We start from the raw sequence: 20,665 nt of genomic DNA, 5'->3' as shown, positions 1-20,665 counted from the left end.
GTCATTCGTGAAGCAGGCCGTGCTCCGAAAGGGCCTGCTTGAAAGCCTGCACCGACGTATGGTGATGCGCGGAGAGACCCGCCTCGCGCGCGCCGGCAACATTGGCCGCGACATCGTCGACGAACAGGGCCGTCTCCGGCCTCACGTTGAGCTCGGACAGGCAGAGGCGGTAGCAGCGCGGGTCCGGCTTCGCCGTCTTGAACTGGGCCGAGGTGTAGATTCGAGCGCCGAACAGCGGGCGCAGGTCCGGCAGCAGAGTGTCGATATGGTCAGCGACCAGCGTGGTGTTGTTGGTCAGGACGGCAATGTCGACGGTTTTGCGCAAGCTGCCGGCAATCTCCAGCATCGCGCGTTTGGCCTGCATTGAACGGCGCCGCGCCTCGACCCATTCGTCGAGCGACAGGGAATAGCCTATGCGCTCGCCGAACCCGCGCAGATAGTCTGAAGCGTCGAGCGCGCCAGTGTCGCCGAGAAACTCGAATCCGGATTCCCAGATCGCCTTGTAGACGGCTTCACTCGTGATCCCGGCCAGCTCCGCAAGAAAGGCGACGCGCTTTTCCCTCTCGTAGTCACAGAGGACGTTGTCCATGTCGAAAAGGACAAGCTTAATCTCGCCAGTCACCGCAGCACTCTCGGATCGGCCGAACATCCGGCCGCGGTGCAAATCATATCCCGTCCGAACCCGACGGACAAATCCAGAGGAGAGGTCGTCACGCGCTCTTGGCCGGCCACGGAACGACCCGTCCCGACATCACCAGCCGGTCACGGCCGCTGTCCTTGGCTGCGTAGAGCGCGCGGTCGGCGGCCGCGACCAGCGTGCTGCAATCCATCGTGGTTTGGGACGGAAGAGCCGTCGCGCCGCCAACGCTCGCAGTCACCAGCCGGGAAGGTGGATTCTGTGCATGCAGCATGCCGAGACCGTGCAGCGCCTGGCGAATCCCTTCGCCGACCTCGGCGCAGCCATCCGGGCCGGTGTTCGGCAACAGCACGGCGAATTCCTCGCCGCCGTAGCGCGCGGCGAGGTCGGCCGGGCGCTTGGCCTGGGCGGACAGGATCCTGCCGAGCGCGCGCAGGCAGGCGTCGCCCGCCTGATGTCCGTAATGATCGTTGAACTTCTTGAAATGATCGACATCGACCAGCAGCAGCGAGAGCTGCGTGCCGTCGCGCCGGGCGCGCGCCCATTCATCGGCGAGACGTTCGTCGAATGTGCGTCGGTTGGCGAGGCCGGTAAGGCCGTCGGTCGTTGCGAGCGAGGCGAGTTTGTCCTGAAGGTCCTTCTGCTCGGTCATGTCGCGCACCACCGCGACGACGCCGTCGATGGCACCACTGTCCGAGGCAAGGGTCACGTGCAGCGCCGCCTCGGCCCAGATCTCGCCCTTGTCGCGATGACGCTGGCGATAGACGAACCGCGCTTCCTCGGCTTCGCCATTCTTCAGCGCGATGATCGCCTGCTCGACCCGTTGCATGTCGTCCGTGTGAATGCCGGCCAGGGCCGACGTGTCCAGCAGTTCCTCGGCGGACCAGCCGGTGATGCGCGCGCATGAGGGAGAGACGTAGAGCAGCCGGTTATCGAGCCCGATCCGGGTCACCATGTCGCTGGATTGCTCGGCCAGCAGGCGGAAATTCGCTTCCTTGGCAACCAAGGCCTGGGCCATGAGCTGCCGCTGCACCAGCTGACGGACCAAGTAGAAGCCGATCACCGCGATCAGCAGAACGAGGCCGAGGACGAAGGTTATGCGCGCGGCCGCCGCGCGTCGCCAGGGCGCCAGCACGTCATCTTGCGACTTGCTCGCCAGCACCATCAGCGGATAGCGGCTGCTGCGCTGGTAGTAGCTCAGCCGCTCCACGCCATCGAGCGGCGACTTGAAATAGTAGACCGAGGCGGCGGGGCGGCTTTTCCAGCTTCTGAACAGGGGCGCATTGGACAGGTCGCGTCCAACGAAGGCGCCGCTCTCGTCGCGACTGCGCGCCAGCATGATGCCACTATTGTTGAGCAGCGATGCCGAGCCGTTCGGACCGATGTCGAACCGCTCGTAGAACTTGACGAAATAGCTGACGTCGATCGTGAGCAGGGCAACGCCGGCGAAGCCGCCGTCGGAATCGTTGATCCGGCGGGATGCGGTGATGATCCATTGGCCGCCGGCTCTGCTCTTGACGGGCGGTCCGATCAGCGTGCCGGTCGCAGGCGAGTCGCGATGGTGGCGGAAATAACTCCGATCGCTGTTGTTGAGGTTGGAAAAGTCGAGGCGTTCAGTCGTGGCAAGCCAGCGGCCGGTCGCGTCGTAGACGAAGATGCCGCGGATGCGGTCCGATGATTTGCGTGTCGGCAGATAAGCCTGGAGTTTCGCAATCGTGTCCGGACCCGTCCCGTCGATTTCGAGCCGATGGACCAGCCCGACCAGGATCGTATCGACGAGCTCGAATGTATCGTCCGCGTGCTGGATCAGCGAATGCGCCAGATTGGTGACGTCGACTTCGGCTGCCCTGAGATCGGCATTGCGCGCTTCCCATTCGCGCCAGGCGCTCAAGCCGAGGATCGCCACGCAAGTCAGCGCGACGAAACTCGCCGCCCAGAGCGGAAGGCGCGTCTTGCCGAGTTCGCGGCTCGTGACCATCAGGCTTGCTCCAAATCGGCGCAAACCTCTCACTTTGGCCTTAACGGCCTGTTGCAACTTCTGCGATGATTTTGTGCGTCCGTAGTCAACCGGACGGGTCGCCGAGATCTTGACCGACTCTGCTCGGCGATTGTTAACCACCTTCGCCGCAGCGTGACGGCCTCATCCTGCGTCCGCCGCGTCATCCTTCCAGCGTGAAGCCAACGCGCAGCGTGACCTGATAATGACGGACAGTGCCGTTCTCGATGTGGCCGCGCGTCTGCACCACCTCGAACCATTTCATCTCGCGAACGGTCTTGGCGGCGCGGCCGATCGCGTTCTGGATCGCATCCTCGATCGAGGTCTCGGATGATCCGACCAGTTCCAGGATCTTATAGACGTGATCATGTTCGGCTGTGGGCATGACTGCTCTCCCTGGCGCTACAGCGGGTTCGGATATGCATCTCGCGAGGCAACTTGGGTTGGCGAGACAAAACGGGCCTCACTCTGAACCGACTCCGGCGCTTCGGGTTCCATGCTCGCCCGGCGCGCGCAGCGGATCTGGAGTTATCCTGCGAGGTGCGTAGTTTGATGCTGTACCGATGCTGGCCGTGCTCCCTGCCACAACATCTTCAACAGCAGCGCAAGCAGGGCCATCATGGCGAGGCCGGCGATGGCGGGCGTGAAGTGCTGGCTGGAATCGGCCTTCGGCCCGAACTGCACTGTGAGCCGCGCCGACTGCAATAATCCGTAGGCGCCTGCGAGCAGGATCAGGCCGTACATCACACCGCGCTCGCGCGCGCTCGCCAGCTTGGCGAGATCGGGCAGCATCAGGGCGAGACCGATCCCGAGCACCGGCAGATCGTAATCATAGGCATAGGGGCTGACCATCACCGACGCCGTCGCGACGACACCGAGCGCGAATGCGGCCGAGGCGCCACGTGCCCGGTGGAGGAAGACGGCGAGCACGACAGCGAATAACGCGATGCAGGCAAGGCTCGCCTGCCCCCAGAATGCAAAGCTGGCGGAGACGCCGGCCTTGTAGAGCGCCGCGTAAGCCGAGATCATGCGAAACAGCGGATAAAAGCCCTGCTCGAGATAGCTCGCCGATTCCCTGATCGCGCCGAGCCAGGCGGTCCAGATCTGCCAACCGAACAGGAGCGTGCACAGGAGCGAGCTCGCCAGCACCACGGCTGTGGCGGCCGCGAGCGCCGCCCAGCGTCGCGTCGCCAGCAAATAGATGCCCAGGGCAACAGCGAGATGCGGCTTGATCACCATGGCCCCGAGCGCCAGGCCCGAGAACAGCGGTCGCCGCTCGAGGTTGAGGCAGACGAGCCCGATCAGCGCGCCGGTGAGAAAGCCGTTCTGCCCGCAGCCGATGGTGATCGCCAGTGCCGGAAACAGGATCACCAGCACTTGCGCCAGATTATTACCTGCGATCCTTCGCAGCGTCAGGAGATAGAGCACGAGCGTCGCCGCGGTGAACAACAGATAACTGATGCCGACCGGCAGGAATGCGAAAGGCGCCACCAGAAGATCGTATTGCGGCGGATAGGTCCAAGGCATGAAGCCGGTCATGCCGCCGGCCGCCTCCGCCTGCATCTTCAGCAGCGCCTCGAAATGATAGACCTGGTCGAGATCGCCGCCCCAGACGCGCTGCGCGACGATGTGAAAGGCGTCGAAGTCGGCGAGCTCGCGGTTCGCCCAGGCGCCGAAGCGCCCGAACCAGCAGGCCTTGAAGGCGACGATCGCCATCAGCGCCGCGAGCACGAAGCGCACGTAGGCAATCCGCTTCGAAGGCGAGGACTGAATCGCTTCCAGCGTCGCGGCGAACATGAATGGCAGCCTCATGGTAGCCGGACGGAGGCCGCCGGCCATGCCAAGATGGCCCGCAGAGGCTTAAAGGATGGTAACGAAGCGGAAAGGATTGTTGCCGGCGCCGGAGCGCAGTTCGGTGATCCGCAAACGCTAGCGGGACGCGGGACCAGACGTCCACGCTACGGGTCCAGCTCCGTATCCCAGTAAAGATAGTCGAGCCAGCTGTCGTGCATAGAGTTCGGCGGGAATCTGCGGGCAAGCCAAAGCAGCCGGCCACCGTAGTTAACAATGAACTGACGCAATCGATCAGAATCGAAGGCGCCGAAAATCCAGGATTAAGCACTTGTACCGTATGGTCAGTCAGACTGACGGCGGTCCTCGCACAGACCGCGCTTTGACTGGGGGAGCCGTGTGACGGTCATCGTTGGTGATTTCGATCGCCTGAAAGAGGTGCGCGGGTCATCGCCTGAGCGCGTGGGCGCTGTGTGGAGAAGCCCTTCAACGATCGCCGTACTGCTTTGGCTGTCGCTATTTGCGGCGGCGATCATCGTCAGCGTGGTTCTCTGCGACTTCAGGCTCGTATTCACGTTTGACGACGCCTATATCCATCTTGCGGTCGCGGATCAAATTCTCTCAGGTGGCTACGGCATCAACGCTGGGGAATATTCGTCGCCCAGCTCGTCGGTTGTGTGGCCATATATTCTGGCACTGACCGAGGCGATGCATCTCGGCGTTTTCGGTCCGCTGCTGATCAATGCGGTCGCCGCGTGTGCGACAGTTTTCGCCCTGCTGCGCCTGTTCGAAACGAGTCGGCTGCTCGATGCGGGTCCACTTACCTGCGTGATCGTGCCGCTTCTCATTTTCAACACCAGTGCCGTCGCGCTACCCATGACCGGCATGGAGCACAGCGTTCACGTTTGGGCATCTGTCGTGACCTTTGCTGGCCTTGCCGGGGCGGCGCGCAAATCCACGCCAACCTCGCTGCATTTTCTCGCTCTGGTGCTTCTTCCCTTGATCCGCTTCGAAGGGGCAGCATTCGCCTGTGCCGCGACTGCCGGTTTTGCGATGCTTGGTTACAGACGCTTTGCCGCCGGCGCGGCATTTGTCATCATCATCAGCTTGCTGGGTTATTGCGCGCTGATGTCGTCGCGTGGCCTGCCGCTTCTGCCGAGTTCGGTGCTGTTGAAGGGATATCTCGCCAACCTCGATGAGACCGCAGCCTCATTTCGGGCGATTGTCAACAACGTGCTGCGGAGCTTGACGAGCGTCTATGGCCTGCGGCTGACCATGCTTGGGCTTGCAGTTGCGATCTGCGCGAACTGGCTGCGCGCAGATCGCGAAGCGCTGATTGTTCTTCTGACCGTCATAGCTGCCATCGGTGCGCATCTGGTCTTTGGCCAATACGGCTGGCTCAACCGGTATGAGGTCTACATCATGGCGCTCGCGACGGCTGCGCTATTATGGGCTGCCGGGCAGGTGAGGCCGCATCTCTCGGCGTTGCGGTGGTCGATTGCGAAGGTCGTCCTGGCTTTCGGGCTTGGCACTGCAGCCATGCCGTACGTGACAGCGGCGATAGTCTCGCCGATCGCGGCAAGCGATATCTACGAACAGCAATATCAATTGGCTCGCTTTGCCCGTTCATTCTACAGGCATGCGGTCGGGGTCAACGATTTGGGTCTGCTCGCCTACGGCAATACCGATTACGTGCTCGATCTCTGGGGCCTTGGTTCGGAGGACGTACGCAAGGCGAGGATCGCGGGGGAGTACGGGCCGCCCGAGATGGCGGCTCTCGCGAGCAAGCATGTGGTCGGCCTGGTGATGATCTATGATGCCTGGTTTCCGAAGGGGGTACCTGCGGACTGGACAAAGGTCGCCGTCCTCGAGACAAAGACCGTGACGCTGTCGCAAAGAAACGTCGCATTCTATCGAACGCCACTGGGCAACGAGGCGGAAGTGACCTCAGCGCTTCATGCATTCAGCACGACGCTTCCGCCGCGGGACACGCTGCACATCATTGCGCCGTAGCGCCGTGCGAGCCGCAGAACGCGCGCCCCCTACGGATCCAGCTCCGTATCCCAGTAAAGATAGTCGAGCCAGCTGTCGTGCAGATAGTTCGGCGGAAACAGGCGGCCGTTGCGGTGGAGTTGGTGTACGGTCGGCGCGAACGCACTCTGGCGCGGAAACATTTTTGCTTGCGCCGGGGTGAGATTGCCCTTGCGCAGATTGCAGGGCGAGCACGCCGCGACCACGTTCTCCCAGGTGGTCTGGCCGCCTTTGCTGCGCGGGATGATGTGATCGAACGTGAGGTCTTCAGGCGAGCCGCAATATTGGCAGGCGAAACGATCGCGCAGGAAGACGTTGAAACGGGTGAAGGCGGGATGGGTGGTCGGCTTGACGAAGGATTTGAGCGAAACCACGCTCGGCAATTGCATTTCTAACGTCGGACTTCGAACCGCCTGGTCGTAATGCGCGACGATGTTGACGCGGTCGAGGAACACCGCCTTGATCGCGTCCTGCCACGACCACAAAGACAGTGGGTAGTAACTCAGCGGCCGGAAGTCCGCGTTCAGCACCAACACCGGCCAACTGCCTTGCGAGACATGTGCGTTCAAGTAACGCTCCCGGCCTCCAATGTACGCTGCGAAGCAGCAAGTACTGACATACTACATGCAGCGTGACGGGATTGTGAAGCCCGTTGAGCGACTGATTCAGTCGCAAGCAATGCGGCGGCGAGGTGGCAAAAGCGCTCAAAAAGCCGCGATCCCCGGGGACCATGCAGCCGGCCCGGAACCGCCTTCACGGTGCGTTGCAGCTCTATCTTCGCTACTCCCGCACCCGCTCGAGCTTCTGCAAACATCGCGTGGCGCGCACCGCGGGCGGCATCTCCTCGTCCGGAAAGCTCGTCTTCCAGTCGGTAACACCGACTTCACCGACATAGATGGCGCCCTTCGAATCCAGGGCGATGCCGTGCGGCGCCAAAAACTTTCCGCTGGCCACGCCGGACCCTTCCTCGCCGCCAAGCCGCGCGATGCGCCTGCCCTGCGCGTCTACGATCGATAGCCGCGGCCCGAGATTGGGCACCTTGCGGTTGACGGCCAGGCCGGGGCCGAGCTCGCCGACCACGAAGGTCGGGCTCTTAGCCCCACCGCAGCAGCACAGCGCGCAGGGGCGGTGCAAGTTGTTCCACTGCGCCTCGTATTTGCCGTCTCCATCGAACACCTGCACGCGGTGGTTCTCGCGGTCGGCGATGTAAACCCAGCCGTGGGCGTCAGTGGCAATATTGTGCACGATGTTGAACTGACCGGGATCGGTCCCCGGCTCGCCCCAGCTCCTCATCAGCTTGCCGTCGGGGGTGAACTTGTGCACGCGCGCATTGCCATAGCCATCGGAGACGTAGATCTCGCCCTTCGGCGACAACGCGGTGTGGGTGCAGCGGTGGAAGGGATTGCCGCTCATGAACGGCGCTGGCTTCTCGGGAATGCCGATCGTCAGCAGTACCTTGCCCTCAGTGGTGCATTTGCGCACGGTGTGGTCGCCGTCATCGGTGCAGTAGAGATTGTCCTCCGCGTCGATATGCAGGCCATGCGCGCGCGAGAACAGGCCTTCGCCCCAGCTGCGCAGGAAATTGCCTTCGCGATCGAGTACCACCATGGGATGAGCGCCGCGGTTGAAAACGTAGATCTGGTCCTTGCTGTCGACCGCGACCGAGGCGACGTCGGTGAGTTGCCAGCTGTCCGGCAGCTTGGCGAAGTTTTCGACGACGCGGTAGCGGTGCTCGCCGCTGCCAAGAATGGCTGGCATGGGTTCCTCCTCCTGTCATTCGGGGGCGCGCGTTATCGCGAGCCCGGAATCCATCCATCCGCCAATATGCGACGCAATGGATTTCGGGCTCGCGACTTCGTTGCGCCCCGGAATGACGGCTGGATCATGTGGCACTCACCTCACGCCCGCAATATCCCCTCCTCGATCGCCTTGATCTGGAGCGCGAGATATTTCGAGTTGATCCGGCACTGCGCGAGGCTGCCTGCGATGAACCAGAGACCTGGCTGCTTCGTGCGTGTGTACATGTTGCGCAGCTCGAAGCCATCGCCAAAACCCCAGACCGGGCCGACGCGGTCGGCGATGGCGTCCCCAAACAATTTACGCACCAGATATTCCTGCGGCTTGTAGCCGGTGGAGAGGACGATGAGATCAGCCGGAATGATCGAGCCGTCCTTCATCCGTGCACCCTCGGTGACGAAGCTCTCGATGTCGGTAAACTGCTTCAGCTTGATCGCGCCCTCGATGATCAGGTTGGAGCAGCCGACGTTGAAATAATAGCCGCCGCCGCGGGTGAGGTATTTGAATTGCCAGCCGGTACCGGCCTCGCCGAAGTCGAGCTTGAAGCCGACGCGCCGCAGGCCGTCCAGCAGCTCCTTGTCCAACTCCTTCGACTGCTCCGTCAGCATCACATGGGTCTTCCGCGCGAGCGGTGTCGGCATCGAGGCCGCGATCAGATCATTGTCCTCGAGCGTGCCCTCATTGTAGGTCGCGTAAGCCAGTTGCGCCGACGGCTCGATATTGGTGACAAGCGTCGGCGAGCGCTGCACCAGCGTCACCTTCGCGCCGCTGGAGTGAAGGTCCTGCGCGATGTCGTGGCCGCTATTGCCGGTGCCGATCACGATGGCGCGCTTGCCCGTCCAGTTCTCGCCGTCCTCATAGCGGCTGGAATGCAGCAGCGTGCCCTTGAAATCGGCAAGGCCCGCAATGTCGGGCATGTTGGCGATGCCGCTGACTCCGGTCGACATCACCACATGGCGCGGATGCATGGTCCGCTTGCTGCCGTCGGCGCGGCGCAGCGTCACCAACCAGCGCCCCTTCGCCTCGTCATAGACGCCGCCCTCGAGTTCGGTGCCGGTCCAGAAATTCAGCTCCATCGCCTCGACGTAAGCTTCGAACCAATTGGCGAGCTTGTCCTTTGGAATATAGACCGGCCAGGTCGGCGGGAACGGCATGTAGGGCAGGTGATTGACCTGCACCTGGTTGTGCAGGGTCAGCGCATGGTAGCGCTTGCGCCAGTTGTCGCCGATCCTCATCTCGCGATCGACGATCAACGTATCGACATTCAACTGCTTCAACCGCGCCGCGATGGCGAGCCCGGCCTGGCCGCCGCCGACGACCAGCACCGCCGGGTCGCGATCGGCGTAGTGACGCGAGGCGTTGCGGTGGTCGAGCCAGTTCGGCCCGCGGAAATCGCGCGAATAGGCCTGGTCGCGGGGCCGCGACCTGCCGAGCTGCTCCTCGAACCCCTTGAGCTCGTCGAGGGCGGTGAGCAGCGTCCACGCCTGCAGGCGGTCGCCATTGGCAGTATCGGGAACGAGCCGCACGATGCCACTGCCGCGTCCGATCGCCGTCTCGAAATCGAAGATCGCTTCGATGGTGTTGGTGCCGGCGCGCGTGACCCAGCGCGGCGGCGCTCGGTTTGGCGCGATCTTGAAACCGGTCGGTGCCGCCTTCGGTGCGACGATGGTCAACTCCCGTGCGATAGCATCGTGGCCTGCGAGCGTCTGCAGATTCCAGCTTAGTGCCAGCACATCGCGCCAAAAGCTGTCGGTGAGAAAGAGGCGGTCCAGCGCAGCGGGCTCGGGCCGGCCCAATGTGCGCTCGAATTCATCGAGCCAAGCCTGTGCGGAGACGGAAATATCCTTCGTCCTGTCCAGCATGCGCGACCTCGTGGCCGTCTTCGCGGCGTTTGCTCGCGAGCATGATCCGGAAAGGCGTGTAGCGGTTTTCCGAACAGATCATGCTCTGATATAGAGCTCGACGCTATACTGGATGAGCTTTCGTCGAAAGCGGTTTACCCGAGCAGCGAAAGCATGTGGCCCTGCTCGGGCGGAATACGCCCGTCAGGCCGAGAGCACGCCCTCGCGCTTCTTCACCGCGCGATAGTAGCTCCACCACAGATGCGCCGCGGCGCCGCGCAGCGGACGCCAGGGTTCGGCGAGCGGCGCCATCTGCTTCTCCGTCGGCCGCGTCTTCAGGCCGAGCCCAATCTTGATCCCCTCCTGCACAGCGAGGTCGCCGGCCGGCCAGGCGTCGCCATGGCCGAGGCAAAACAGCAGATAGACGTCGGCAGTCCAGGGGCCGATGCCGGGCAGCGAGATCAGCGTGTGATGCGCGGCGTCGGCATCCTCCTCGGCGAGCACCTCGAGGTTCAGCCGTTGCGCGCCGATCTCGCGCGCGAGGTGTTTCAGCGTCTTGATCTTGGCGGCGGATAGGCCGAGCCGCCCCAGCCGGTCGGTGCGGGCGCGCCGGACCGCCTCATGGTCGAACGGATCGAAGGCGGCGGCCAGCCGTCCCCAAATCGCCGCCGCGCTCGCCGTCGACAGCTGCTGCCCGCACACGATATGGGCAAGCCCCGCAAAACCCGGCTCGCGCCGCCGCAAGGCCGGCATGCCGGCAATTTCCAGCACGGGCTTGAGGCGCGGATCGCGCTTGATGAGCGCATGGACGGCCTCTTCGAGATCGGACTGGGATTCGAGGTGGATGGCCATTGCTTTGCTCAACTCGTCATGCGCGGGCTCGCCGTTTCTGCTACAGCTACGCCGGCCCAATGCCGTAAAGCCCGCCGAAGCCTTCGGCGTCGGCGGGACCGGCGCATCGATCTCCTCACAAGAGTCCTGGAAGATGGATTGCCGGGTCAAGCCCGGCAATGACGAATACACCGAGAACTCATGCCGCCCGTTTTCCGATTTGCCCCGAGCCCGAACGGCTTCCTGCATCTCGGCCACGCCTATTCCGCGCTGCTGAACTTCGAGCGCGCACGCGAGACCGGGGGGCGGCTGTTGCTGCGGATCGAGGACATCGACGCGACGCGCTGCCAGCCGGACTATGAGTCGGCGATCTACCAGGATCTCGCCTGGCTCGGGATCTCCTGGGAGACACCGGCGCGGCGGCAGTCGGAGCATCTTGCCGACTATCGCGCCGCGCTGGAAAAGCTCTCTGCGCTCGGTCTCGTCTATCCCGCCTTTGAAAGCCGCGCCGAGATCGCAAGGCTCGTTGCCGCGCGCGAGGTGGATGGGCCGTGGCCGCACGATCCCGACGGCGCGCCGCTATATCCCGGCGACGCCAAATTGCTGTCGGCCGGCGAACGCGAGCAACTGATGACGTCCGGCGCGCCTTATGCGCTGCGGCTCGACATGGTGGCCGCCTCTCGGCGCGTCGCCGGTCTGACCTGGAACGAACTCGGCGCGGGACCGGATGGCGAGCGCGGCATCGTCCCGGCGCGACCGGAAGCCTGGGGCGACGTCATTCTCGCCCGCAAGGAGACGCCAACCAGCTACCATCTGTCCGTCGTGGTCGACGACGCCCTCCAGGGCGTCAGCGAGATCGTGCGGGGCCAGGACCTGTTTCATGCCACATCGGTGCACCGCCTGCTGCAGGTTCTGCTTGGCCTGCCGGAACCCGCTTATCGCCACCATGCTCTGATCCGCGACGGCGAGGGGCGGAAGCTGTCGAAATCGAGCCGCTCGACGGGCCTGCGGGACTTGCGCGCAGCCGGCGCCACGCCGGCCGATATCCGCCGAACGGTGGGATTAGGTTAAGTTTCTCTGGGGGTTAGCCAAACGCCGCCGTGACTCCGGGCGTTCTGCCGTGCCATGCTTCCCCCCGATAGCCCGGGGTTCGAAGGGGATCATGGCGGCGAAAACGCGCCCAGTGCGCACCACGCGGACGTCCAAGCGACCGCCTCGGAAGCGGTCCGGGGCGGCCGGCCGGTTGGGCAAGCGCAGCGCCAAGGCGGTCGCGCCGGACGTGGTCCAGGCCGCGCTCGCCGCCTTTGCCCATGAGGTCCGCACTCCCCTGACCGGTATACTGGCAATCAGCGACCTGCTCGCGACCTCCGATCTCGGCGAGCGGGAGCGGCGCTGGGCCGACACCATCAAGGCCGGCGCCGAACATCTGGCGAGCCTTGCCACGCTGTTTGTGGACGCGGTCCGGACAGGAAAGCGGGCCGGGAAGGGTGGACACGCGCTCCGGCAGGACCTGTTCGACCTGCGGACGCTTGCCCGCAGCGCCGGCGATTCGCTGGCCGGCCGCGCCGCGGCCAAGGGTCTTCGAGCCCAGGTCGATATCTCCGAGAAGTTGCCGGGGCTGGTGGTCGGCGATCCGGTCCGCCTGCGCGCTGCGCTCGAGAACCTGATCGACAATGCCGTGAAGTTCACCGACCAGGGCGGCGTGGCGCTTGCGGTGGCGCCCTGGCGCCCCGTCAAGGACGAGCGCAAGGGCAAAGCAAAGGATAAAGCAAAGGGTAAAGGTAGAGTCGGCATCGCCTTCGCCGTGTCTGACAGCGGCATCGGCCTTACCATGGCCGAGATCAAGCGGCTGTTCCGCCCGTTCACCCAGGCCAATGTGACCATTGCCTCGCGCTTCGGCGGCGCCGGCCTGGGGCTATCCTCGGTGAAGCAATTGGCGCGCGCGATGGGCGGCGACATCACGGTCGCTGCGCGCCGCGGCGGCGGCGCCACGTTCACGCTGACGGTGTCGCTGGATGCGATGGAAGCGGGTAAATCGCGCAAGGCGAAGGACGGTAGTGAGCCCGAGGCGATGGCCGCCCTCCGCGTGCTCAGCGTCGAGGACAATCCATTCGGCCGCGTGGTGCTCAACACCATTTTGACCGAGCTCGGCCATCATGCCGAGTTCATCGGCCGCGGCGAGGACGCGGTGGACCGGCTCGCGCAGGGCACCTTCGATGCGGTGTTGATGGACATGGTACTGCCCGGAATCGACGGCGTCGAGGCCATCCGGCGGATACGCAGCATGGCGCCGCCGCTGGCGCAGATTCCGATTATCGGGGTGTCAGGTCGCGGCGAAGACGAAGCGGCGTCGCGCGAGGCCGGTGCCGACGCCTTCCTGGTCAAGCCTGTGTCCCCGCGGGCCTTAGCGACTGCGCTGCTTGAAGCGACACGCCGTGTGGCAGCCGCGACTTGATGATCGCCGCGTTGAGCTCGCCGCCGTACACGAAGATCGCCGCGATGAAATACAGAAACACCAGCGCGATGATCACCGAGGCCAGCCCAGCATACATCGTCACATAGTTGTTGGCGAAGCGCGCGAGATATTGGCCGAACACGATGCTCGAGATCAGCGACGCCACGATGGTGAAGACGATGCCGGGCAGGATCTGGAGAAAACTGCGGCGTCCCGCCGGCAGCCAGGCGTGCAGGATGAGCAGCGCCACCACCAGCGCGCTGATGGAGATGCCGTAGCGCAGCCAGGTGAGAATGCTTTCGTTTGACTCGACGAACAAGGGAATGTGGCGTCGTGCCGCTTCGATGATCAGCGGACCGAGCACGATCAGGAACGCCATGGCGAGTGCAGTGAAGGCGGCAATCAACGTGTAGGCAATCGATTCCAGCCGCAGCCAGTACCAGCGCCGCATCTCCACCACCGCATAGGCGCGGTTGAGCGCGACGCGGAGCGCCTCGACGCCGTTGGAGGCGAAATAGACCGACAGCGCCGCGCCGATCGTCAGAATACCGGTGCGGGTCGTGGTCAGCACGTCGTGGACCTCGCCGGAGATCGAGTCGGCGACCTGCTTTGGCCAGACCTGGAGCATCAGGCTGGCGGCCTGGTCGGCGAGTTCCTTGGAGCCGAAGAAGCCGGCGAGCGAGGTCAGCACGATCAGGAACGGGAACAGCGCCATCAGCGTCGACAATGCGATGTGGCTCGCGATCGCCCAGCCGTCGTCGGCGAGGAACGTGTAGAAGGCGTCCATCACGACGACGTAGATGTAGCGGATCGCTTTCACGTAGCACCTACACCGCTGCTCTCTCCCCCTGCGCGCAGGGAGAGATCGGAAGAACAGGCAATCGGCGCAAATCGGAAATCATCGCGCTACCATCTGATATTATCGGCCCAAAAGCCAGTTCGCGAAGCGCGGCGCTGGTCATTCCGGGGCGCGCGCAGCGCGAGCCCGGAATCCATTTAGCCGCAGGACAGATGGCCCGATGGATTCCGGGCTCGATGCTTCGCATCGCCCCGGAATGGCGCCGGAGGCTGGCGTGGCACCATGGCGGAGCGGCGCACACGGTGCTATCTACCCTCAAATGGCATCTCTCCTGAGTACTTTCATCCTGCCGGCGGCAGCCGGCGCCGTGGCCCTGGTGCTGCTGCTCGGGCTCATCAACATGATGCGCGGCGGCTCGCCCAACACCTCGCAGAAGCTGATGCGCTGGCGCGTGCTGCTTCAGTTCGTGGCGATCATCATCGCAATGGCCGCGGTCTGGGCGATGGGGCGCTGACATGGTTGTATTGAATCGAATCTACACGAAGACAGGCGACGACGGCACCACCGCGCTCGGATCCGGCGAGCGTCGTCCGAAATACGATCTGCGCATCGAGGCCTATGGCACCGTGGACGAGACCAATGCCGCGATCGGCGTGGTGCGGCTCCACACCTCTGATATGCCCGAGCTCGACGCGATGCTTGGCCGCATCCAGAACGATTTGTTCGATCTCGGCGCCGACCTTGCGGTGCCCGAGCGTGAAGGCAAAGCGGAGCGGCTGCGGGTGGTGGCGAGCCAGGTCGAGCGGCTCGAGCGCGACATCGACGCACTCAACGACAAGCTCGCGCCGCTGACTTCCTTCGTGTTGCCGGGCGGCACGCCGGCCGCGGCTCATCTCCATGTCGCCCGCACGATATGCCGCAGGGCGGAACGAGTGGTGGTAGAGCTGGCGGCCCGGCCCAGCGAACCGGTGAGCGCGGCTGGCATCCAATATATGAACCGTTTGTCGGACTTCCTGTTCGTGGCCAGCCGAGTCGCCAACGGGGACGGTGCCGGCGACGTGCTCTGGGTTCCCGGCCAGAACCGCTGACCCATTTGGGCCGGGCGTTTCTAAGGTCTAAAATTTGGCCCTTCGCGCGTTGACCGGGCCTGATCAGGCCTTTAGGTTCCGCGCCAGTTGATAACCCCTTCCCAAATTGACTGAAAGAGGATCGATGAAGGTCTTAGTGCCGGTAAAGCGGGTGGTCGATTACAACGTCAAGGTCCGCGTCAAAAGCGATGGATCGGGCGTTGAACTCGCCAACGTCAAAATGTCCATGAACCCGTTCGATGAAATCGCGGTCGAGGAAGCGCTGCGCCTGAAGGAAGGCGGCAAAGCGACTGAGATCGTGGTGGTCTCGATCGGGCCCGCACAGGCGTCGGAGACGATCCGCACCGGCCTCGCCATGGGCGCCGACCGCGGCATCCTGGTGAAGGTCGATGGCAATGTCGAGCCGCTCGCGGTGGCCAAGATTTTGAAGAAGGTTGCCGAAGAAGAGCAGCCGGGCCTGATCATCCTCGGCAAGCAGGCAATCGACGACGACTCCAATCAGACCGGCCAGATGCTGGCCGCGCTGCTCGGCTGGTCGCAGGCGACCTTCGCCTCCAAGCTCGAGGTCGAAGGTTCTGACTTCAAGGTCACGCGCGAAGTCGATGGCGGCCTCCAGACCGTGAAGCTGAAGGGACCGGCGATCGTCACCACCGATCTGCGTCTCAACGAGCCGCGCTATGCCTCGCTGCCCAACATCATGAAGGCCAAGAAGAAGCCGATCGCGGAAAAGACCGTCGCCGATTACGGCGTCGACGTCGCTGCGCGCCTCGAGATTCTCAAGACGACCGAGCCGGCGGGCCGCAAGGCAGGCGTCAAGGTCAAGGACGTCGCCGAGCTGGTGTCGAAACTCAAGAACGAAGCCGGGGTGCTCTGATGACGACGCTTCTGATTGCCGAACACGACAATGCGTCGTTGAAGGATGCGACCAACAAGGCGCTCACCGCGGCTGCCGCGCTCGGCGCGGAGGTCGAGGTGCTGGTGGCCGGCCAGAACGCCAAGGCCGCGGCGGATGCCGCCGCCAAGCTTGCCGGCGTCAAGAAGGTGCTGCTCGCCGATGGCGAGCTCTACGCGCACGATCTCGCCGAGCCGCTGGCCGCGCTGGTCGTGTCGCTGGCGTCCAGCTATGACGCGATCGTCGCGCCCGCGACCTCGCGCTTCAAGAACGTGATGCCGCGTGTCGCAGCCCTGCTCGACGTCATGCAGGTCTCGGAGATCATCAAGGTGGTCGCACCCGATACCTTCGAGCGCCCGATCTATGCCGGCAACGCCATCCAGACGGTGAAGTCGAAGGACGCCAAGAAGGTCATCACGGTGCGCACCTCCACCTTCGCCGCAGCAGGCGAGGGCGGCAGTGCGCCCGTCGAGAACGTCGCGGCGGCCGCCGATCCCGGCCTGTCGACGTTCGTCGGCGAGGAAGTCGCCAAGAGCGACCGTCCGGAACTGACCTCGGCCAAGATCATCGTGTCCGGTGGCCGCGCCATGCAGAGCCGCGAGAATTTCGCAAAGTACATCGAGCCGCTCGCCGACAAGCTGGGCGCCGGCGTCGGTGCCTCGCGCGCGGCGGTCGACGCGGGCTATGCGCCGAACGACTGGCAGGTCGGCCAAACCGGCAAGGTCGTGGCTCCCGAGCTCTATGTCGCGGTGGGCATTTCCGGCGCGATCCAGCATCTGGCTGGCATGAAGGACTCCAAGGTGATCGTGGCGATCAACAAGGACGAGGACGCGCCGATCTTCCAGGTCGCCGATTACGGCCTGGTGGCGGACCTCTACCAAGCGGTTCCGGAGCTGACGGCCGAACTCGGCAAGCTCGGCAAGTAAAACGGGCTAAAAACACCGGCCGGAGCTATAAACTCCGGCCGGTGTTGCTTTTCTGAGGCGTTTTCTTTGGCGTGGGGCACGCCTTGGAAGCGATCCAATCTAGGTTTCGAGCCAGGGTTCTGATTAAATCGGAGCTCCCGGCTCGAGGGGATAGGCAGGGCGCGCTCGTCGCGCGCCGTTCCGGTGGATGACATGATGGCGGCAGTGATCAAGAAGGTCGGCGTGATCGGCGCGGGTCAGATGGGCAACGGTATCGCGCATGTTGCGGCGCTGGCCGGCTTCGACGTGGTGCTCAATGACGTCTCGGCCGACCGCCTCAAGTCGGGCATGGCCACCATCAACGGCAATCTGGCGCGACAGGTCTCCAAGAAGGCCGTCACCGAGGACGACAAGGCCAAGGCGCTCGCGCGCATCAAGCTTGCCGAGAAGCTGGACGACCTCGCCGACTGCGACCTCGTGATCGAGACCGCGGTCGAGAAGGAAGAGGTCAAGCGCAAGATTTTCCACGAACTGTGCGCGGTGTTGAAGCCGGAGGCGATCGTCGCCTCCGACACGTCGTCGATCTCGATCACGCGGCTCGCCGCCGCCACCGACCGGCCGGAGCGCTTCATCGGCATTCACTTCATGAATCCGGTGCCGCTGATGGAGCTGGTCGAGCTGATCCGCGGCATCGCTACCGATGATGCGACCTTCGAGGCATCCAAGGAATTCGTCGCCAGGCTCGGCAAGCAGGTCGCAGTCTCCGAGGATTTCCCGGCCTTCATTGTCAACCGCATCCTGCTGCCGATGATCAACGAGGCGATCTACACGCTGTACGAAGGCGTCGGCAACGTCGAGGCGATCGATGCCGCGATGAAGTTAGGGGCCCATCATCCCATGGGCCCGCTGGAGCTCGCCGATTTCATCGGCCTCGACACCTGCCTCTCCATCATGCAGGTGCTGCATGAGGGGCTGGCAGATTCCAAGTACCGCCCGTGCCCGCTGCTCGTGAAATACGTCGAAGCCGGCTGGCTCGGCCGCAAGACCCAGCGCGGCTTCTACGACTATCGCGGCGCCAAGCCGGTACCGACGCGGTAAGGTACTCTCGTGCCCCCGGACGCAGCGCGGAGCGCTGCCGAGCCGGGGCACGGAAACTCGCTCACCTCTCGTTAACCCCTCACGCCTAGGTTAGGGCCGGTACGAGGGTTCGCGTAATGGACATGATGGCGATGGTCAGCACCATGCTGGCCGCTCAGCAAGGCGCGCTGCAATCGAATATCGCAGCGACGCTGACCAAGCAGAACATGGACATGGAGAAATCCACCGTCCTGGCGCTGATGGGCGCCGGCCAGCCCTCGCTCGCCAATGTAGGCCCCGGCATCGGCGGCAATCTCAACGTCACGGCCTAAAATTCTCTAAAGCGACGCGGCAGCCTTGCCCGTCGCCGCCCGGATCAGCTTGAGCGCGTCCTCGCTGGCCCATTCCGCCGGCCCCGCAATCGTCGCGATCTCGCAGCCTTGCGGGTCGACCAGCACCGATGTCGGCATCCCCAAGGCCCGGCCCACGGCTTTAAGATCCTGAAAAACCTTGGCTTTCTGGTCGCTGAAATAGCCGAGCCGGGTCAGATTGGCCTCTCTCAGGAAGGTCTTGGGCTTTTCGGGGTCGCGGGTGTCGATGTTGATCGCCACCACCTCGAAATTCGGGCCCGACAGCTTGCCCTGGAGCTCGTCCAGCGCCGGCATCTCCTTGCGGCAGGGCACGCACCAGGTGGCCCACAGGTTCACCAGCAGCGTCTTGCCGCGGAAGTCGGACAGCTTCTTCGGCTTGCCGTCGGCGTCCTCGAAGACGAGGTCTGGCAGCTTGAAGGGGGTGCTCGCCATGGTCAGCGCCGCCACCTCGCCATGGGCGAGCGGGGCGATTTTCTGCGCAGTCGCCACCGCGGACCGGCAGACCGGATCGCCCGACGGCGCCCGGCTCAGACCCAGCCCGTACAGCGCGGCGAAGCCGGCCAGGCCCCCGATCGCCACAATGGCGATGACGAGTGGGATTCGGCGCGTGGCCGAAGGCGTTTTGTCGAGCATATCGTTTGTCATCCGGTCGCAGATGTGGCTATCAGGGGCCTCTTAATACGGCTGGCCGCGGCCAGCAAACGTGACTAGCGACAGGCAAGGCGTGAGCAGGGGATCATGAGCAACAAGATGTGGGGCGGCCGGTTCTCGGAACGTCCCGATGAGATCATGGAGGAGATCAACGTTTCTATCGACGTCGATCGTCACCTGTTCGCCCAGGACATTGCCGCGTCCAAGGCCCACGCCGCGATGCTCGCCAGCCAGGGCATCATCACTGCCTCTGATGCGAAAAATATCGGCAAGGGTCTAGACACGATTTTGTCAGAGATCGGCAAGGGCGGCTTCGCGTTCAAGCGCGCGCTCGAGGACATTCACATGAACGTCGAGAGCCGGCTGTCCGAGCTGATCGGCCCCGCCGCCGGAAGGCTGCACACGGCGCGCTCGCGCAACGACCAGGTCGCAACCGATTTTCGCCTGTTCGTCCGCGACGTCATCGACGAGACCGATGCTGCGCTGGCCGCGTTCCAGCAGGCGCTGGTGGAGCGCGCGCTGGAGCACGCCGCGACCGTGATGCCCGGCTTCACGCATCTGCAGACCGCGCAGCCCGTCACTTTCGGCCACCACCTGCTTGCCTATGTCGAGATGGCCGCGCGCGACCGCGGCCGCTTCCAGGACGCGCGCAAGCGGCTCAATGAATCGCCGCTGGGCGCGGCCGCGCTCGCCGGCACCTCATTCCCGATCGACCGCCACGCCACGGCGAAGGCGCTCCTCTTCGACCGGCCGATGGCGAACTCGCTCGATGCGGTGTCCGATCGCGACTTCGTGCTGGAGACGCTGGCGGCCGCCTCGATCTGCGCTGTGCACATGTCGCGCTTTGCCGAGGAGATCGTGATCTGGACCTCGCCGCTGGTTGGCCTCATCCGCCTCAGCGATAAATTCACGACTGGCTCCTCGATCATGCCGCAGAAGCGCAACCCGGATGCCGCCGAGCTCGTGCGCGCCAAGACCGGCCGCGTGATCGGTGCGCTCAACGGTCTTCTGATCGTGATGAAGGGCCTGCCGCTCGCCTATCAAAAGGACATGCAGGAGGACAAGCAGGGCGCGATGGAAGGTTTTGCCGCGTTGTCGCTGGCGATCCGCGCCATGACCGGCATGGTCCGCGACCTCGCGCCCGACGAAGCGAGGATGAAGGCGGTCGCGGGCGAGGGTTACGCCACCGCGACCGATCTCGCCGACTGGTTGGTGCGGACGCTGAAGATGCCGTTCCGCGAGGCCCACCACGTCACCGGCCGAATCGTGGCCAAGGCCGCCGAAGGCGGCGTCGCGCTGCACGAGCTGCCACTGAAGGAGATGCAGGCGATCGAGCCCAAGATCACCAAAGACGTGCTCGGCGTGCTCTCGGTCGAATCGTCGGTGAAGAGCCGCACCAGCTTTGGCGGCACCGCGCCGAAGAACGTGGCGTCGCAGGCCAAGGCTTGGGCGAAGCGGCTGGAAAAGCAGCGAAAATCGGGCTAATGGCAAAATTTGGCTTGT

20 protein-coding genes and 1 pseudogene are annotated in these 20,665 nt (G+C 64.1%); 10 read left to right on the top strand and 11 right to left on the bottom strand.

The window, feature by feature from the left end:
* Nucleotide 1: 1 nt before the first annotated feature.
* The 5 genes and pseudogenes from IVA87_RS30510 to IVA87_RS30490 all read right to left on the bottom strand — a co-directional run.
* Complete coding sequence (locus IVA87_RS30510) at nucleotides 2-649, bottom strand: HAD family phosphatase (protein WP_247299028.1); 648 nt, start codon at nucleotides 647-649, stop codon at nucleotides 2-4.
* Nucleotides 650-710: 61 nt separating this feature from the next.
* On the bottom strand, nucleotides 711-2,615 hold the full coding sequence (locus IVA87_RS30505) for a sensor domain-containing diguanylate cyclase (protein ID WP_247336599.1): 1,905 nt from the start codon (nucleotides 2,613-2,615) through the stop codon (nucleotides 711-713).
* Nucleotides 2,616-2,796: 181 nt separating this feature from the next.
* Nucleotides 2,797-3,018, bottom strand: coding sequence for a dodecin (locus IVA87_RS30500; RefSeq protein ID WP_247279712.1), 222 nt, complete (start codon nucleotides 3,016-3,018; stop codon nucleotides 2,797-2,799).
* Between the two features lie 143 nt (nucleotides 3,019-3,161).
* The gene (locus tag IVA87_RS30495; protein WP_247336596.1) at nucleotides 3,162-4,430 is read right to left on the bottom strand and encodes a glycosyltransferase family 87 protein; all 1,269 of its coding nucleotides are present in this window, start codon (nucleotides 4,428-4,430) and stop codon (nucleotides 3,162-3,164) included.
* A 161-nt stretch (nucleotides 4,431-4,591) separates the two neighbouring features.
* A pseudogene (locus tag IVA87_RS30490) lies at nucleotides 4,592-4,666 on the bottom strand (HNH endonuclease); the annotation flags it as partial.
* A 157-nt stretch (nucleotides 4,667-4,823) separates the two neighbouring features.
* Between IVA87_RS30490 and IVA87_RS30485 the strand changes: the two are divergent.
* Nucleotides 4,824-6,437, top strand: a complete 1,614-nt coding sequence (locus IVA87_RS30485; RefSeq protein ID WP_247336592.1) for a hypothetical protein — start codon at nucleotides 4,824-4,826, stop codon at nucleotides 6,435-6,437.
* A 29-nt stretch (nucleotides 6,438-6,466) separates the two neighbouring features.
* On the opposite strand, the gene IVA87_RS30480 is transcribed toward IVA87_RS30485, so the two are convergent.
* The 4 genes from IVA87_RS30480 to IVA87_RS30465 form a co-directional block, all read right to left on the bottom strand.
* Nucleotides 6,467-7,024, bottom strand: coding sequence for an HNH endonuclease (locus tag IVA87_RS30480; protein ID WP_008543309.1), 558 nt, complete (start codon nucleotides 7,022-7,024; stop codon nucleotides 6,467-6,469).
* 211 nt (nucleotides 7,025-7,235) lie between these two features.
* On the bottom strand, nucleotides 7,236-8,213 hold the full coding sequence (locus IVA87_RS30475; protein ID WP_247299037.1) for a peptidyl-alpha-hydroxyglycine alpha-amidating lyase family protein: 978 nt from the start codon (nucleotides 8,211-8,213) through the stop codon (nucleotides 7,236-7,238).
* A 140-nt stretch (nucleotides 8,214-8,353) separates the two neighbouring features.
* Complete coding sequence (locus tag IVA87_RS30470) at nucleotides 8,354-10,114, bottom strand: NAD(P)/FAD-dependent oxidoreductase (RefSeq protein WP_247299038.1); 1,761 nt, start codon at nucleotides 10,112-10,114, stop codon at nucleotides 8,354-8,356.
* A 183-nt stretch (nucleotides 10,115-10,297) separates the two neighbouring features.
* Complete coding sequence (locus IVA87_RS30465) at nucleotides 10,298-10,945, bottom strand: DNA-3-methyladenine glycosylase 2 family protein (protein ID WP_247336588.1); 648 nt, start codon at nucleotides 10,943-10,945, stop codon at nucleotides 10,298-10,300.
* Between the two features lie 180 nt (nucleotides 10,946-11,125).
* On the opposite strand from IVA87_RS30465, the gene gluQRS reads away from it, so the two are divergent.
* A complete protein-coding gene (gene gluQRS / locus IVA87_RS30460; protein ID WP_247299042.1) occupies nucleotides 11,126-11,995 on the top strand; it encodes a tRNA glutamyl-Q(34) synthetase GluQRS in 870 nt (289 codons plus the stop codon).
* Between the two features lie 91 nt (nucleotides 11,996-12,086).
* Nucleotides 12,087-13,379, top strand: coding sequence for an ATP-binding protein (locus tag IVA87_RS30455; protein ID WP_247336584.1), 1,293 nt, complete (start codon nucleotides 12,087-12,089; stop codon nucleotides 13,377-13,379).
* Here the strand turns inward: IVA87_RS30455 and IVA87_RS30450 are convergent.
* The gene (locus IVA87_RS30450; RefSeq protein WP_247279706.1) at nucleotides 13,306-14,199 is read right to left on the bottom strand and encodes a YihY/virulence factor BrkB family protein; all 894 of its coding nucleotides are present in this window, start codon (nucleotides 14,197-14,199) and stop codon (nucleotides 13,306-13,308) included. The genes IVA87_RS30455 and IVA87_RS30450 overlap by 74 nt on opposite strands.
* Before the next feature lie 298 nt (nucleotides 14,200-14,497).
* Here IVA87_RS30450 and IVA87_RS30445 point away from each other — a divergent pair, with 298 nt between their 5' ends.
* The 6 genes from IVA87_RS30445 (at nucleotide 14,498) to IVA87_RS30420 (ending at nucleotide 18,472) form a co-directional block, all read left to right on the top strand.
* Complete coding sequence (locus tag IVA87_RS30445; protein WP_024337274.1) at nucleotides 14,498-14,692, top strand: twin transmembrane helix small protein; 195 nt, start codon at nucleotides 14,498-14,500, stop codon at nucleotides 14,690-14,692.
* A 1-nt stretch (nucleotide 14,693) separates the two neighbouring features.
* Nucleotides 14,694-15,266, top strand: coding sequence for a cob(I)yrinic acid a,c-diamide adenosyltransferase (locus tag IVA87_RS30440; RefSeq protein WP_247299046.1), 573 nt, complete (start codon nucleotides 14,694-14,696; stop codon nucleotides 15,264-15,266).
* Nucleotides 15,267-15,390: 124 nt separating this feature from the next.
* Nucleotides 15,391-16,140: an electron transfer flavoprotein subunit beta/FixA family protein gene (locus tag IVA87_RS30435; RefSeq protein ID WP_247299048.1), complete on the top strand. Its 750-nt coding sequence runs from the start codon at nucleotides 15,391-15,393 to the stop codon at nucleotides 16,138-16,140.
* Entirely contained in the window at nucleotides 16,140-17,084 is a 945-nt protein-coding gene (locus tag IVA87_RS30430; RefSeq protein WP_247299050.1) for an FAD-binding protein, read from the top strand. The genes IVA87_RS30435 and IVA87_RS30430 overlap by 1 nt, the downstream gene beginning before the upstream one ends.
* A gap of 195 nt (nucleotides 17,085-17,279) precedes the next feature.
* Nucleotides 17,280-18,161, top strand: coding sequence for a 3-hydroxybutyryl-CoA dehydrogenase (locus IVA87_RS30425; RefSeq protein ID WP_247279737.1), 882 nt, complete (start codon nucleotides 17,280-17,282; stop codon nucleotides 18,159-18,161).
* A 116-nt stretch (nucleotides 18,162-18,277) separates the two neighbouring features.
* The gene (locus tag IVA87_RS30420) at nucleotides 18,278-18,472 is read left to right on the top strand and encodes a hypothetical protein (RefSeq protein ID WP_247299052.1); all 195 of its coding nucleotides are present in this window, start codon (nucleotides 18,278-18,280) and stop codon (nucleotides 18,470-18,472) included.
* Between the two features lie 6 nt (nucleotides 18,473-18,478).
* Here IVA87_RS30420 and IVA87_RS30415 read toward each other — a convergent pair whose 3' ends face one another.
* On the bottom strand, nucleotides 18,479-19,144 hold the full coding sequence (locus tag IVA87_RS30415) for a TlpA disulfide reductase family protein (RefSeq protein ID WP_247299053.1): 666 nt from the start codon (nucleotides 19,142-19,144) through the stop codon (nucleotides 18,479-18,481).
* Nucleotides 19,145-19,249: 105 nt separating this feature from the next.
* Between IVA87_RS30415 and argH the strand changes: the two genes are divergently transcribed.
* The gene (gene argH, locus IVA87_RS30410; RefSeq protein ID WP_247299055.1) at nucleotides 19,250-20,647 is read left to right on the top strand and encodes an argininosuccinate lyase; all 1,398 of its coding nucleotides are present in this window, start codon (nucleotides 19,250-19,252) and stop codon (nucleotides 20,645-20,647) included.
* The last annotated feature ends 18 nt before the right edge of the window (nucleotides 20,648-20,665 follow it).

The organism is Bradyrhizobium sp. 147 (assembly GCF_023073935.1).
In the GTDB taxonomy this organism is placed as follows: Bacteria; Pseudomonadota; Alphaproteobacteria; order Rhizobiales; family Xanthobacteraceae; genus Bradyrhizobium.
This window is presented reverse-complemented; position numbering and strand designations above follow the sequence as displayed.

Bases quoted from the DNA above. Each gene is read 5' to 3' on its own strand.
- IVA87_RS30465 (WP_247336588.1), bottom strand. From the start codon at position 10,945: ATGGCCATCCACCTCGAATCCCAGTCCGATCTCGAAGAGGCCGTCCAT.
- IVA87_RS30415 (WP_247299053.1), bottom strand. From the start codon at position 19,144: ATGCTCGACAAAACGCCTTCGGCCACGCGCCGAATCCCACTCGTCATC.
- argH (WP_247299055.1), top strand. From the start codon at position 19,250: ATGAGCAACAAGATGTGGGGCGGCCGGTTCTCGGAACGTCCCGATGAG.
- IVA87_RS30435 (WP_247299048.1), top strand. From the start codon at position 15,391: ATGAAGGTCTTAGTGCCGGTAAAGCGGGTGGTCGATTACAACGTCAAG.
- IVA87_RS30475 (WP_247299037.1), bottom strand. From the start codon at position 8,213: ATGCCAGCCATTCTTGGCAGCGGCGAGCACCGCTACCGCGTCGTCGAA.
- IVA87_RS30445 (WP_024337274.1), top strand. From the start codon at position 14,498: ATGGCATCTCTCCTGAGTACTTTCATCCTGCCGGCGGCAGCCGGCGCC.
- IVA87_RS30510 (WP_247299028.1), bottom strand. From the start codon at position 649: ATGTTCGGCCGATCCGAGAGTGCTGCGGTGACTGGCGAGATTAAGCTT.
- IVA87_RS30455 (WP_247336584.1), top strand. From the start codon at position 12,087: ATGGCGGCGAAAACGCGCCCAGTGCGCACCACGCGGACGTCCAAGCGA.
- IVA87_RS30495 (WP_247336596.1), bottom strand. From the start codon at position 4,430: ATGTTCGCCGCGACGCTGGAAGCGATTCAGTCCTCGCCTTCGAAGCGG.
- IVA87_RS30425 (WP_247279737.1), top strand. From the start codon at position 17,280: ATGGCGGCAGTGATCAAGAAGGTCGGCGTGATCGGCGCGGGTCAGATG.
- IVA87_RS30500 (WP_247279712.1), bottom strand. From the start codon at position 3,018: ATGCCCACAGCCGAACATGATCACGTCTATAAGATCCTGGAACTGGTC.
- IVA87_RS30440 (WP_247299046.1), top strand. From the start codon at position 14,694: ATGGTTGTATTGAATCGAATCTACACGAAGACAGGCGACGACGGCACC.
- IVA87_RS30505 (WP_247336599.1), bottom strand. From the start codon at position 2,615: ATGGTCACGAGCCGCGAACTCGGCAAGACGCGCCTTCCGCTCTGGGCG.
- gluQRS (WP_247299042.1), top strand. From the start codon at position 11,126: ATGCCGCCCGTTTTCCGATTTGCCCCGAGCCCGAACGGCTTCCTGCAT.
- IVA87_RS30470 (WP_247299038.1), bottom strand. From the start codon at position 10,114: ATGCTGGACAGGACGAAGGATATTTCCGTCTCCGCACAGGCTTGGCTC.
- IVA87_RS30430 (WP_247299050.1), top strand. From the start codon at position 16,140: ATGACGACGCTTCTGATTGCCGAACACGACAATGCGTCGTTGAAGGAT.
- IVA87_RS30420 (WP_247299052.1), top strand. From the start codon at position 18,278: ATGGACATGATGGCGATGGTCAGCACCATGCTGGCCGCTCAGCAAGGC.